The following is a 12,918-nucleotide window of genomic DNA, read 5'->3' as shown; positions in this document are numbered from 1 at the left end:
AGCAGAGCGGCATCATGGTCGAAACCACTCCAAGCTAGCTCAACTCCGCCCTCCTGCCGCCCCCTTGAACAATTACGGTCCGTCAACACCGATACCCCTGTGATGAATCCCGTGGGCGGGATACACGGGTGTCACGACGGGGAGATAGGGTTAACCTGCCCGGTGACGGGTGCCCTCGTACGGGTGGGGAGTGACATGGAACAGATAACGGTGCGCAGCAGGCCCCGGGTGCCTGCCATCACATGCGGGAGCAGTGCGACCAGCTCGCGGCTCGACCGCCATCTCTCGGTGCTCGGCGGCCCTGCCGTCCCGCAGCGCGAGACGGCCGAGGCCACGATGCTGATGCGTGAACTGACCTCGCGCGAGGTGCCGCGCACACGCAACACCAGCAGGGGCACGCGGATCTCGCGCGTCTCGCTGTTCGCGCCGCTCAGGCGGCTGCGCAGGTCGTTGCTCGGCAGCCGCCGAGGCTGACCGGCGGCTGATCCCGCACGCACAAGCAGAGGCCGCTCAACTGCCCATCCATCCGTCATTCCCGGGGCAGGGGGGCGGCTTTTGGCTGCCCCGGCACAGCTGATCTAGAGCAGGGCGAACTGGCCTCCCGGCCCCTCCTCGTGGTGGTCGAGGACCGACGCGGGCCGCCGCGCCGCCACCGGTACGGGCAGGACGCCCGCCGCGGTGAGTTCCGCCCGGGTGAGCTGCCCGTCCACGTCCAACTCGCGCTGCCCGTCCGTCAGTTGCGCGTACAGCGTCAGCACCGTCACCAGCTCCAGCAGCTCCGAGGACCACTCCTGCGGCCACGCCCCCGGCCGGATCGCCTCCAGGGTGCCCGCGGGCGCGGCGGCGGCCCGCTCCTCGAACCACCGCTCCAGGATCCGCACCCCGCCCACCTCGAACTCCCACGCCGCCCCGGGCACCGGCGAGATCCGCCCCGTGGAGCCGAGCAGCAGGGCCGATTCCCCACGGTCGTACGAGATCGAGTCGGGCCGCGGCGGGAGCGTCGCCCGCACGTAGGGGCGCTGCCCGCCCGGCAGGCGCGGGCGCTCGGCGCCGTGCGCGCCGCGCAGTTGGAGTGCGCGCAGCCGGTGGCCCCGCTCCACTCCGGCCGCCCACACCGCGGCGTCCCGGGGCAGCGGCGCCGCGGCGCCCCGCGCCGAAGGCCGGGCGGCGGCCAGGGCCCAGGCGAGCACGTCCTGCGGGGCGACCGCGCAGCCGTAGTGTCCGCTCAGGAAGTCCGTCAGGCCCGGCGTCAGGTTGGGCTCGCGGCCGTCGGGCCTGCGGTACAGGGGCCGGATGCGGCCGGGACGGCCCGCGGGGGAGCGGCCGTCGGGCAGCAGCGCGGTGGCGAGCAGGGCGGGGCCCCGCGCCCCCGGAACGTACCCCTGCTCGACGGCGAAGACCTGGTGGGTGGAGTCGAGCACCCGCCACAGCTCGGGGCGGGCCGCGTCGATGAGCCGGTGATCGGGAATCAGCCACTGTTCGTCGAACGGGCCGTGCAGGATGCGCACCGGTTCCGGACAGCGCCCCGACTCGGCGGCGAACCGCGTCGTGGCGGTCCGCTGACCGGGCAGCGCGGCGACCGAGGTGGCGGGCGTACGGAGGCGGGTCGGGCCGAAGAGTGCGTCACGGTCCGCCGCGGCGGCCCGTATCACCGCGTCCCAGCGCGCCCGCAGGGAAGCGGGATCGGGGCCCGTCACCCAGCCGCGCCCCAGGCGCAGCGGGGCCACGGACCACGGCATGAGGTCGTCCAGCAGCAGGGTCTGCGGCGTATCGGCCATCTCGCTCACGCCCCGCATCGTAGGCGGTGCGCGCGGCGACGGCCGATCCGCGGGCCCGCCCCGAGGATCAGTTCGCCTCGACCGTCACGGTGAAGGAGAACCGGTCGCCCCGGTAGCGGATCCGTGCCACGTCCACGACCCGGCCCTCCACGTCGTACGTCACGCCCGTGTAGTGCAGGATCGGCGACAGCAGCGGGACGTTCAGCAGGCCGGCCGTCTCCGGGTCGGCCAGCGTGGCCTCGATGGTGTCGGTGATGCGGCTGATGCGTACGCCGACGACGTCGCGCAGCACCTTCGTCATCGGCCAGCGCTCCAGGTCGTCGGCCTTGACGCGGTCGGCGATCTCCGGACGTACCGCGTTCTGTGCCCAGTTGGTGGGCTCGCCGCTCTCCGCGTCGTGCCGCAGCCGCCGGTACGTCATCACCTCGGCCACGTCCGGGAAGTACTCGGCCAGCTCGCCGGGGACCGGCACCGGGCCGTGGCCGAGCAGTGTGGTCGGCTCGCCCGACTGCTGGGCCACGATCGCGTCGATCGAGCCGAGGAGACGGCGCGGGGCGCCCCGCCTGGCCCCCGGCTCGATGAACGTCCCCCGCCGCCGGTGCCTGCTGATCAGGCCCTCCGCCTCCAGCTCCTTGAGCGCCTGGCGCATCGTCAGGACGCTGACCCCGTAGTGCGCGGCGAGCTGCTCCTCGGTGGGCAGCCGCAGCGAGGCGTCCGGGGTGCGGCCCAGTATCGAGGCGCGCAGCGACTGGGAGACCTGGTACCAGAGCGGGAGCTTCCGGTTCAGGACGAGGGAGTCGGGGGCGAAGGCGGTCACGGCGGGTCTCCGTCGGTCCTGCGTGCGATTACGGGCGGAAGTGTCGCTGAAGACCCTGCCACACGTCGTCGTACGAGGACTGAAGGTGTTCGGCCCCGGCGGCCTGCTCGGTCGCCGTCACCGGCCAGCGCGTCTCGAACATGAACGCCAGACCGTCGTCGATCTTCTGCGGCTTGAGCTCGGCCGCGCTCGCCCGGTCGAAGGTCTCCCGGTCGGGACCGTGCGCCGACATCATGTTGTGCAGGGAGCCGCCGCCCGGCACGAAGCCCTCCGCCTTGGCGTCGTACGCGCCCTCGATGAGGCCCATGTACTCGCTCATCACGTTCCGGTGGAAGTACGGCGGCCGGAACGTGTCCTCGCCGACCAGCCAGCGCGGCGCGAAGACGACGAAGTCCACGCCCGCCAGGCCCGGGGTGTCGCTCGGCGAGGTCAGGACCGTGAAGATCGACGGGTCCGGGTGGTCGTACGAGATGGACCCGATGACATTGAAGCGGTGCAGGTCGTAGACGTACGGGACGTGGTTGCCGTGCCAGGCGACGACGTCGAGCGGGGAGTGGTCGTAGACGGCCGACCAGAGGTTGCCGCAGAACTTGTTGATCACCTCGACCGGGCCCTCGACCTCCTCGTACGCGGCGACCGGGGCGCGGAAGTCCCGTGCGTTGGCAAGGCCGTTGGCGCCGATCGGGCCGAGGTCGGGGAGCTGGAAGGGGGCGCCGTAGTTCTCGCAGACGTACCCCCGGGCGGTGGCGTCGAGCAGCTCCACGCGGAAGCGGATGCCGCGCGGGATCAGGGCCACCTCGCCCGGCTCGGCGCGCAGCAGGCCGAACTCGGTACGCAGCAGCAGCCCGCCGTGCTCGGGAACGATCAGCAGCTCGCCGTCCGAGTCGCTGAACACCCTTTCCCGCATGGGGGAGTTGGCGTGGTAGAGGTGGATCGCCATGCCGGTGCGCTGGGTGGCGTCGCCGTTGCCGCCGAGCGTCCACAGGCCGGCCAGGAAGTCGGTGCCGGGGGCGGGGTCGGGGAGCGGGTTCCACCGCAGCCGGTTGGGGTCGGGGACGGTCTCGGCGAAGGGGGCGCTCCGGATGCTGCCGTTGTCGACGCGGGAGAACGGCGGGTGCGCGGCGGAGGGGCGGATCCGGTAGAGCCAGGAGCGGTGGTTGTGCGCGCGGGGCTCGGTGAAGGCGCTGCCGCTCAGCTGCTCCGCGTACAGGCCCAGCGGGGCGCGCTGCGGCGAGTTCCGGCCATCGGGGAGCGCGCCGGGAACAGCCTCCGAACTGTGTGCGTTGCCGAAGCCCGAGGAGTACGCCAGGCCCTCCGCGGCCTTCCGTGCCGCTTCGACGTATCGGTCCGTGCCGTTGCCGCTCATCGTCCACTCCCGGTCGGTGAAATAAGGGCTCGCATGAGGAATCCTATGCGTGACAGTAGGATTGCGCGCCCGGAACGTCAACGGTGGGCAAAGGGACGGGCCGAAACGCGTGGGCGGCATGATGGGCCCGTGACCCACGGATACGAGCCCGACGTCCCGGCGGTGGCCGACGCCGCGTCCCTCGGCGTCCCGGCGGTCGACGCCGCAGGTCCTCCCGCTGCTGCCCCGGCCACCGCCCTGCGCCGGGCCCCCGTGCAGCAGCGCAGCGCGGAGCGGCTCACCCGGATACTCGACGCGTGCGCCGCCCTCCTCGACGAGGTGGGGTACGAGGAACTGAGCACCCGCGCGGTCGCCGCGCGCGCCGGAGTGCCGATCGGGTCCGTCTACCGCTTCTTCGGCAACAAACGCGCCATGGCCGACGCCCTCGCCCTGCGCAACCTCGACCACTACGCGCAGCGGGTCGGCGCCGGGGTCGGCGCACTCGCGAGCGCCGACTGGCGGGGTGCGATCGACGTCGTCCTCGACGAGTACCTGGCGATGCGCCGCGGCGTGCCCGGCTTCACGCTCGTCGACTTCGGCATGCAGATACCGGTGGGCCGCCCGGCCGACGAATCCAACCACCGGGTCGCCGACCGGCTGACCGGACTCCTCTCCGCACACCTCGGCCGCACCCCGGACGAGGCGCTGCGCCGCACCTTCCTGGTCGCGGTGGAGGCGGCGGACGCGGTCCTCCAACTCGCCTTCCGCAGCGACCCGTCGGGCGACCCCGAGGTGGTGCAGGAGGCGCGGGAGCTGCTGCGGGCCTATCTGGCGCGGGTACTGGACTGACATCCGCGGGTGGGCGCACGGACCCGGCGCCCGTCCCTTCCCGCGGCCTTGTCCCGGCCTGCTGCCTGTCCCTTCCCGCGGCCTGGTCCCTTCCTGCGGCCCGTCCCTTCCCACGGCCTGGTCCCGGCCTGTGGCCCGTCTCGGCCCGCTGCCCGTGCCTTCCTGCGGCCTGTCCCTTCCTGCGGCCTGTCCCTTCCCGCGTCCTGGTCCCGGCCCGCTGCCCGTCCCGGCCTGCTGCCCGTGCCTTCCTGCGGTCCGTCCCGGCTCGCTGCCCGTGCCTTCCTGCGGCCTTGCGCCGGCCCGCCGCCCGTCCGTTCCCGCAGTCACGCCCAGACCCGGTCTCTGCCCATTCCCACCGTCCCAACCGGTCGGTATGCTCACCCCGTCGCCGAAGCCAGGGAGGCCCCCGTGTCCCGCAGTGCCCGCACCGCGCCCGCCGGTCCCGCGACCGCGACGGAGCACGCCGCAGGTCCGGCCACTGAACCGGCCCTCGACCCGGCGTCCGGCCCGGCCTTCGACCCGGTGCCCGACCGGGCCTCTGGCCCGGTTCTCCGTACGTCTCCCCGTACCGCCCTCCGCATCTGCCCCCTCTGCGAGGCCACCTGCGGACTCACCCTCACCATCGAGGGCACCCGCGTCACCGGTGCGCGCGGTGACGCCGAAGACGTCTTCAGCCGGGGCTTCATCTGCCCCAAGGGCGCCGCCTTCGGTGAGCTGGACGGCGACCCCGACCGGCTGAGGAGGCCCCTCGTCCGTACGAACGGGGAGCTGAGGGAGGCCAGTTGGGACGAGGCCTTCGACCTCATCGCCGCCCGTGTGCCCGCCCTCGTCGCGAACCACGGAGGCAACGCGGTCGGCGTCGTACTCGGCAACCCCAACGTGCACACCATGGCGGGCGCCCTCTACCCGCCCGTACTGCTGTCCACCCTGAAGACCCGCAGCCTGTTCACCGCCAGCACGCTCGACCAGATGCCCAAGCACGTCTCCAGCGGGCTGCTCTTCGGCGACCCCTTCGCCATCCCCGTCCCGGACCTGGACCGCACCGACCACCTCCTCCTGCTCGGCGCCAACCCCCTGGAATCCAACGGGAGTCTGTGCACCGCACCCGACTTCCCCGGCAGGCTCAAGGCGCTGAAGGCGCGCGGCGGCACGCTCACCGTCGTCGATCCGCGCCGCACCCGCACCGCGAAGCTCGCCGACCGGCACCTCGCGATCCGCCCCGGCGCGGACGCCGCACTCCTCGCCGCCCTCGCCCACGTCCTCTTCGAGGAGAAGCTGGTCGACCTGGGAGAGCTGGCGCGAGAGGTGGAAGGGGTGGAGGAGGTCGCCGCCGCCGTCGCCGATTTCACGCCGGACGCGGTCGCCGCGATGAGCGACGTGCCCGCCGAGGAGATCCGCCTGGTGGCACGCGAGCTGGCCGCCGCCCCCACGGCGGCCGTGTACGGGCGGGTGGGCAGCTCCACGGTCGAGTTCGGCACGCTGGCCAACTGGCTCGTCGACGTACTCAACGTACTCACCGGGAACCTGGACCGGCCGGGCGGCGTCCTCTTCCCGCTCTCCGCGACCGCCCCGAAGCCCCGAACTCCCGCTCCCGGCAAGGGATTTGACCTCGGCAGGTGGCGCAGCCGGGTGGGCGGCCACCCCGAGGCCAAGGGCGAACTGCCGCTCGCCGCACTCGCCGAGGAGATCGCGACGCCGGGGGACGGCCGGATCCGCGCCCTGATCACCATCGCGGCCAACCCGGTGCTCTCGGCCCCGGACGGCGACCGCCTCGACCGGGCGCTCGCGGACGGCCTCGACTTCATGGTCGCCGTGGACCCCTACCTCAACGAGACGTCCCGCCACGCGGACGTGATCCTGCCGCCGCCACCGCCCTCCCGCAGCGCGCACTTCGACTTCGCGTTCAACGGCTTCGCGGTCCACGACCAGGTCCGCTACACACCGGCGGCGGTGCCCCCGCAATCCGGCTCCGGTCTGATGGACGAGTGCGAGATCCACGCCCGGCTGATCCTCGCCGTCGGCGGCATGCACGGCGCCGACCCGGCGGTGGTCGACGACCTGGTCATCGACCGTACGCTCGCGAAATCGGGCCTCCCGGAGGCACGGGCGGCGCAGCTCAAGGCGGAACTCACCGGCAGCACAGGGCCCGAACGCCGCCTCGACCTGATGCTCCGCCTCGGCCCCTACGAGGGCCTGACCCTGGCCAAGGTCGCCGCCGCCCCGCACGGCATCGACCTCGGCCCGCTGAAACCCCGCCTCGGCCAGGTCCTCAGGACCCGCAGCGGACGCGTCGAACTGCTCCCCGCCCCCCTCGCCGCCGACCTGCCCCGGCTGCGCAGGGCCCTGGGCAAGCGGCGCGAGGAGGGCACGCTGGTCCTGGTCGGGCGCCGGCACCTGCGCTCCAACAACAGCTGGATGCACAACGTGCCCGCCCTGAACCGCGGTTCCAATCGCTGCACGCTCCAGATCCACCCGCTGGACGCGCAGCGCCTGGGAGTGGCGGACGGCGCGACGGTACGGATCCGGGGCACGGGCGGCGAGGTGGAGGCCCCGGCGGAAATCACCGGCACGGTACGCGCCGGAGTGGTGAGCCTCCCGCACGGCTGGGGCCACGACCGCCCGGGAACCCGCATGTCGGTGGCGGCCCTGCGTCCCGGCAGCAACGTCAACCAGCTCCTGGACGGCTCCCTGCTGGACCCGCTCTCGGGAACGTCGGTGCTGAACGGGTTCGAGGTGACGGTGGCGCCGAAAAACTAACACCGCTAGTTTGGGCTGCGGAAGAATGTGAGTCGCGGAAGCAACTGACGGACCGGACCGGTGGAGGTACTCGATGACGGTGCAGGCGCAGCGGGGCATGTACATCGGCGGCGCATGGCGGCCCGCCGACGGCCAGGACACGATCGCCGTGGTGAATCCGGCGGACGAGCAGGTCATCGGGCACGTCCCGGCCGGTACGGCGGCCGACGTGGACGCCGCGGTGAGCGCCGCCCGGGCCGCGTTCCCCGGCTGGGCGGCCACCCCGCAGGCAGAACGGGCCGCGCTGATCGGCGCGTTGCGGGACGGCCTGGCCGCCCGCCAGGACCGGATCGCGGAAACGGTCACGGCCGAGCTGGGCGCACCGCCCGCCCTCGCCCGGGCCGTGCACGCGGGCTTGCCGGTCCTGGTCGCCGGTTCGTACGCCGAACTGGCCGCGACGTACGCCTTCGAGGAGAGGATCGGCAACTCCACCGTCCACTCCGAGCCCGTCGGCGTCGTCGGGGCGATCACGCCCTGGAACTACCCGCTGCACCAGATCGTCGCCAAGGTGGCCCCCGCGCTCGCGGCGGGCTGCACGGTCGTCCTCAAGCCCGCCGAGGACACCCCGCTGACCGCGCAGCTCTTCGCCGACGTGGTGCACGAAGCCGGCCTGCCCGCCGGTGTGTTCAACCTGGTCACCGGCCTGGGACCGGTCGCGGGCCAGGCACTCGCCGAGCACCCGGGCGTCGACCTGGTGTCCTTCACGGGCTCGACCGCCGTCGGCCGGCAGATCGGCGCGCTCGCGGGCGCGGCGATCAAGCGGGTCGCCCTGGAACTGGGCGGCAAGTCGGCGAACGTCATCCTGCCGGGCGCGGATCTCGCGAAGGCGGTGCATGTGGGCGTGGCCAACGTCATGGCCAACTCCGGCCAGACGTGCAGCGCCTGGACCCGCATGCTGGTCCACCGCGACAGCTACGACGAGGCGGTGTCGCTGGCCGCGGACGCGGTGGCCAAGTACGTGCCGGGCGACCGGGTCGGCCCGCTGGTCAACGCCAAGCAGCAGGCGCGGGTACGGGGCTACATCGAGAAGGGCGTCGAGGAGGGCGCCCGCCTCGTCGCGGGCGGCCCCGAAGCACCCCTCGACAAGGGCTACTACGTCTCACCGACCGTCTTCGCCGACGTCACCCCGGACATGACCATCGCCCAGGAAGAGATCTTCGGCCCGGTCCTCTCGATCCTCCGGTACGAGGACGAGGCGGATGCCCTGCGCATCGCCAACGGCACGGTCTACGGGCTCGCGGGCGCGGTCTGGGCGGCGGACCCGGAGACGGCGAGCGCCTTCGCCCGGGGCATGGACGCGGGGCAGGTCGACATCAACGGAGGCCGCTTCAATCCGCTGGCGCCTTTCGGGGGGTACAAGCAGTCGGGGGTGGGGCGCGAGCTGGGGCCGCACGGGCTTGCGGAGTACCTCCACACGAAGTCCCTCCAGTTCTGACCCGAGGGGCGGGGTGGGGCGGGTCGGTCTGTACGTGCGGGTGCGTCGTGGCCGGCCGCGCAGTTCCCCGCGCCCCTAAAAAGCCTGCCCCCTCAGCCCCCGAGCCCCCTCAGCCCCCGAGCCCCCTTGGGCGGCGGGGCCGCCCCCTGGGGGCGGGACGGTGGGCAAGGGGGCGGCCCCCACGCGGAGCGCACCCCCTCCGCGACCGCCCACCCCCCGACACCGCCCCTCCCATACTCAGGAGCCCGCCCCATGACCCGCGCCGCGATACTCCGAGCACCCCACACCCCCCTCGAAGTCACCGACATCGACCTCCCCGCCCCTGCCCCCGGCCAGGTCCGCATCCGCCTCGCCGCCGCCGGTGTCTGCCACTCCGACCTCTCCCTCACCAACGGCACCATGGGCGTGCCCGTCCCGGCCGTTCTCGGCCACGAGGGCGCCGGTACGATCACCGCCGTCGGCGAGGGCATCACCCACCTCGCCCCCGGCGACGACGTCGTCCTCAACTGGGCGCCTTCCTGCGGCAGTTGCCACGCCTGCGAGCTCGGCGAGGTATGGCTGTGCGCCGACGCCCTCACCGGCGCCGGCGACCTCTACGCCCGTACGGCCGACGGCACCGACCTCCACCCCGGCCTCAACGTCGCCGCCTTCGCCGAAGAGACCGTCGTCGCCGCGAAGTGCGTGCTCCCCGCCCCGCCCGGCATCCCGCTCACCGACGCGGCCCTCCTCGGCTGCGCCGTCCTCACCGGATACGGCGCCGTCCATCACAGCGCCCGCGTCCGCGAGGGAGAGACCGTCGTCGTGTACGGCGTCGGCGGCGTCGGACTCGCCGCCCTCCAGTCGGCCCGCATCGCCGGAGCGGCCCAGATCATCGCCGTCGATATCTCCCCGGCCAAGGAGGAACTGGCCCGTGCCGCCGGAGCCACCGACTACCTCGTCGCCTCCGACACCACCGCCAAGGAGGTCCGCAAGCTCACCGGCGGCCACGGCGCGGACGTCGCCGTCGAGTGCGTGGGCCGCGCCGCCACCATCCGTACCGCCTGGGAATCCACCCGAAGGGGAGGCCGCACCACGGTCGTCGGCATCGGCGGCAAGGACCAGCAGGTCACCTTCAACGCCCTGGAGATCTTCCACTGGGGCCGCACCCTCACCGGCTGCGTGTACGGCAACAGCGACCCGGCCCGCGACCTTCCGGTCCTCGCCGCACACATCCGGGCGGGCCGCCTCGACCTGGCCTCCATGGTCACCGAACGCATCACCCTGGACGGCATCCCGGCCGCCTTCGACAACATGCTCGCGGGCAGGGGCGGCCGGGCACTGGTGGTCTTCTAGACCTTCTCGGCGTCGGTCCCGGAGCCGACGGGGTCAGTGGCCGGGGCGGCGGCGGATTCGGCCACCACCCCTGCCACCACCCCTGTCACCGTTCCTGCAACCGCTCCCGCCGAGCCCCCCGCTGCGCCCCCAGCCGCGCCCTCGGCCGCCGGAACCGCCGCCCGCCGCGCTCGCGACCGCGAGACCGCCACTCCCGCCAGGCACACCAGCCCGCCGAGCAGCGTGATCCACCCCGGTACCTCGTCCAGCAGCAGCCACGACATCAGGACGACGAGCGCGGGCACCGCGTAGGTGGTCGCGCCCATCTTCCCGGCCGTCGTGCGCTTCAGCGCGTACGCCCAGGTGGTGAAGGCCAGGGCGGTCGGGAAGACGCCCAGGTAGACCATGTTGAGGGTGGCGGAGAGCGGGGCGTGGGCCACGTCCCTGACCAGCTGTCCGGCGAACGGCAGGCAGGCCACCGCACCGATCAGGCAGCCGTACGCGGTCGCCTGGAGCGGCGTCGCGTGCCCCAGCGCGGGCTTCTGCGCGACCACGCCGATCGCGTACGTCACGGCCGCCACCAGGCACAGGCCCACGCCGAGCAGTGACGTTCCGCCGCCGCCCGACATCGAGATGCCCACGATCGCCGCACCCGCGAACGAGACCACCATCCCCGCCAGCAGCCGGGGCGGCAGGCCCTCGCCGAGGAACCGGCCGGCGAGCAGCGCCATCAGGATCGGCGCCACGTTCACCACCAGGGACGCGGTGCCCGCGTCGACGAGCTGCTCACCCCAGTTGAGCGCGACCGCGTACGCCCCGAACCACAGCAGCCCGGAGGCGATGATGCCCGGCCAGGCGGCGCGCGGCGGCAGGCCCTCGCGGCGTATCAGCAGCAGCGCCACCAGGACGAGCGAGCCGGACAGCAGCCTGCCCAGCGCCAGCGCGCCCGGCGCGTACGACTCGCCCGCGCTGCGGATCGACACGAAGGCCGAGGCCCACAGCACGACGGTGACACCGGCGGCGGCCAGTGCGAGGGGCTCGGAACGGCCCGTGGGAGAGGAGGGGGTGCTCATGCCGCGATGCTAGGTCATCAACACTTCGGCCGTCACCGAAGTATTGATGCGTCGATGCCGAGCAGATCGGCGAAGGCCCGCTCGCCCGCCGCCGTCACCTTCACCGCCCGCTCGCTCCCGATCCGTGCGCACCACTTCTCCGCCAGGGCGTGACGGCAGAGTTCCGCGCCCGCGATGCCCGCCAGATGGCGCTTGCGCTCGGTCCAGTCCAGGCACGAACTCACCATCGGGCGGCGCCCCTTCGCCTTGAGCAGTTGGATGCCGAGCCCGCCGAACCAGTCCAGGCCCTCGTCCGTGAGTGCGAAGCCGCTGCCCGTCAGCAGCAGCCCGCGCCGCTCCATCGCATCCGTGATCGCGATGCCGAGGCGCCCCGCCAGGTGGTCGTAGCAGGTGCGGCCCCGCGCCATGGCGGAGCTGGCGCTGGAGGCGCGCAGCGTGTGCGGGTTGTCGCGGCCGGGGAGCGCGTACGCGGCGACCGACTCGACGAACTGTGCGGCGGACGCGTCCGCCAGGCGTACGTACCGGTGCCTGCCCTGCCGCTCCTCGGCGAGCAGCCCCGCCGAGACGAGCCTGCTCAGGTGCTCGCTGGCGGTGGAGGCGGCGACGCCCGCCTGCCGGGCGAGCTCGCTCGCGGTCCAGGCGCGGCCGTCGAGGAGGGACAGCAGGAAGACGGCCCTGGTCTCGTCGGCGAGCAGGGAGGCGAAGTTGGCCAGCCTGAGTCCGGGCGTACTGAAGACGACCGCGGTGTCGGCGGAGACGGCTGCGGAGCCGGAGGAGGGCGACATCCTCCCAGAATGCCCTAGGAATGCTTCGGTGCCGACCGAACTGTTTCGCGAGGTGTCCCGCGACTCCCCGTCCCGTAGTTCCCCGCCTCGTACTGGCAGCCGAGCCCGTCCACCAGGGCCCGCAGCCCCGTCTCGAACGCCCCCTCGTCCACCTTCTCCTGCCGGTCCGCGAGCAGATGCGCCTGCCCGAGGTGCGGATAGTCCGCCGGGTCGTAGGCCGCCTCGTCGTCCACGAAACCGCGCGCGAAGGAGCCGAGTGCGGAGCCGGTGATGAAGTACCGCATGAGTGCGCCGATGTACGTCGCCTGGGCGGGCGGCCATCCGGCCCGCACCATCGAGCCGAACACCGCGTCCGCCACCTTCAGCCCGGCCGGCCGGCGCCCCGGGCCGCGCGCCAGCACGGGGACGATGTGCGGGTGTTCGGTCAGTGCCGAACGGTACGAGAGCGCCCAGTCGTGCAGCGCCACCCGCCAGTCCCGCGGGTCGCCCTCGGCGAACATCGACAGGTCGACCTTGGCCGACACCGCGTCCGCGACCGCCTCCAGAATCTCGTCCTTGTTGCGGAAGTGGTTGTAGAGGGAGGGCCCGCTCACCCCGAGTTCGGCAGCGAGCCGCCGTGTGGAGACCGCTTCGAGGCCCTCGGAGTCCACGAGCGCGCTCGCCGTCTCGACGATGCGGTCTCTGCTCAACAAGGGCTTGCGCGGTCGGGCCATGCGGCACATAGTAGGC

General features: G+C 73.1%; 11 protein-coding genes. 5 read left to right on the top strand and 6 right to left on the bottom strand.

What is annotated here, in order from left to right; translation table 11 throughout:
* Positions 1-195 precede the first annotated feature (195 nt).
* The gene (locus ACWGIG_RS05125) at positions 196-474 is read left to right on the top strand and encodes a hypothetical protein (protein ID WP_453320134.1); all 279 of its coding nucleotides are present in this window, start codon (positions 196-198) and stop codon (positions 472-474) included.
* Positions 475-578: 104 nt separating this feature from the next.
* Here the strand turns inward: ACWGIG_RS05125 and ACWGIG_RS05120 are convergent, their stop codons facing one another.
* Genes ACWGIG_RS05120 through hmgA form a run of 3 tightly spaced genes read right to left on the bottom strand, consistent with a single transcriptional unit; the run spans position 579 to position 3,961 of the window.
* On the bottom strand, positions 579-1,796 hold the full coding sequence (locus ACWGIG_RS05120; protein WP_453320133.1) for a type ISP restriction/modification enzyme: 1,218 nt from the start codon (positions 1,794-1,796) through the stop codon (positions 579-581).
* Between the two features lie 49 nt (positions 1,797-1,845).
* A complete protein-coding gene (locus ACWGIG_RS05115; RefSeq protein ID WP_453320132.1) occupies positions 1,846-2,595 on the bottom strand; it encodes a GntR family transcriptional regulator in 750 nt (249 codons plus the stop codon).
* Positions 2,596-2,623: 28 nt separating this feature from the next.
* Positions 2,624-3,961 carry a homogentisate 1,2-dioxygenase gene (gene hmgA / locus ACWGIG_RS05110; RefSeq protein WP_453320131.1) on the bottom strand — a complete coding sequence of 446 codons (1,338 nt, stop codon included), beginning with the start codon at positions 3,959-3,961 and terminating at the stop codon, positions 2,624-2,626.
* A gap of 237 nt (positions 3,962-4,198) precedes the next feature.
* Between hmgA and ACWGIG_RS05105 the strand changes: the two genes are divergently transcribed.
* The 4 genes from ACWGIG_RS05105 (at position 4,199) to ACWGIG_RS05090 (ending at position 10,352) form a co-directional block, all read left to right on the top strand.
* Positions 4,199-4,789 (top strand): TetR family transcriptional regulator, encoded by a 591-nt coding sequence (locus ACWGIG_RS05105; protein WP_453320161.1) that lies wholly within the window; start codon positions 4,199-4,201, stop codon positions 4,787-4,789.
* A gap of 522 nt (positions 4,790-5,311) precedes the next feature.
* Complete coding sequence (locus tag ACWGIG_RS05100) at positions 5,312-7,546, top strand: molybdopterin-dependent oxidoreductase (RefSeq protein WP_453320160.1); 2,235 nt, start codon at positions 5,312-5,314, stop codon at positions 7,544-7,546.
* Positions 7,547-7,625: 79 nt separating this feature from the next.
* Positions 7,626-9,020 (top strand): aldehyde dehydrogenase family protein, encoded by a 1,395-nt coding sequence (locus ACWGIG_RS05095; RefSeq protein ID WP_453320159.1) that lies wholly within the window; start codon positions 7,626-7,628, stop codon positions 9,018-9,020.
* A gap of 252 nt (positions 9,021-9,272) precedes the next feature.
* Complete coding sequence (locus tag ACWGIG_RS05090; RefSeq protein ID WP_453320130.1) at positions 9,273-10,352, top strand: Zn-dependent alcohol dehydrogenase; 1,080 nt, start codon at positions 9,273-9,275, stop codon at positions 10,350-10,352.
* On the opposite strand, the gene ACWGIG_RS05085 is transcribed toward ACWGIG_RS05090, so the two are convergent.
* Genes ACWGIG_RS05085 through ACWGIG_RS05075 form a run of 3 tightly spaced genes read right to left on the bottom strand, consistent with a single transcriptional unit; the run spans position 10,349 to position 12,902 of the window.
* A complete protein-coding gene (locus ACWGIG_RS05085) occupies positions 10,349-11,404 on the bottom strand; it encodes a DMT family transporter (protein ID WP_453320129.1) in 1,056 nt (351 codons plus the stop codon). The genes ACWGIG_RS05090 and ACWGIG_RS05085 overlap by 4 nt on opposite strands.
* 32 nt (positions 11,405-11,436) lie before the next feature.
* Entirely contained in the window at positions 11,437-12,189 is a 753-nt protein-coding gene (locus tag ACWGIG_RS05080) for an ArsR/SmtB family transcription factor (RefSeq protein ID WP_453320128.1), read from the bottom strand.
* A gap of 14 nt (positions 12,190-12,203) precedes the next feature.
* Entirely contained in the window at positions 12,204-12,902 is a 699-nt protein-coding gene (locus ACWGIG_RS05075; protein WP_453320127.1) for a TetR/AcrR family transcriptional regulator, read from the bottom strand.
* Positions 12,903-12,918 lie beyond the last annotated feature (16 nt).

The organism is Streptomyces sp. NPDC054863, from assembly GCF_053610825.1.
The sequence above is the reverse complement of the archived record's forward strand: the minus strand, read 5'-3'. Positions and strand labels throughout refer to the sequence as shown.

Coding starts and splice junctions, on each gene's coding strand:
- ACWGIG_RS05125 (WP_453320134.1), top strand. CDS start 196: ATGGAACAGATAACGGTGCGCAGCAGGCCCCGGGTGCCTGCCATCACA.
- ACWGIG_RS05120 (WP_453320133.1), bottom strand. CDS start 1,796: ATGCGGGGCGTGAGCGAGATGGCCGATACGCCGCAGACCCTGCTGCTG.
- hmgA (WP_453320131.1), bottom strand. CDS start 3,961: ATGAGCGGCAACGGCACGGACCGATACGTCGAAGCGGCACGGAAGGCC.
- ACWGIG_RS05090 (WP_453320130.1), top strand. CDS start 9,273: ATGACCCGCGCCGCGATACTCCGAGCACCCCACACCCCCCTCGAAGTC.
- ACWGIG_RS05085 (WP_453320129.1), bottom strand. CDS start 11,404: ATGAGCACCCCCTCCTCTCCCACGGGCCGTTCCGAGCCCCTCGCACTG.
- ACWGIG_RS05080 (WP_453320128.1), bottom strand. CDS start 12,189: ATGTCGCCCTCCTCCGGCTCCGCAGCCGTCTCCGCCGACACCGCGGTC.
- ACWGIG_RS05075 (WP_453320127.1), bottom strand. CDS start 12,902: ATGGCCCGACCGCGCAAGCCCTTGTTGAGCAGAGACCGCATCGTCGAG.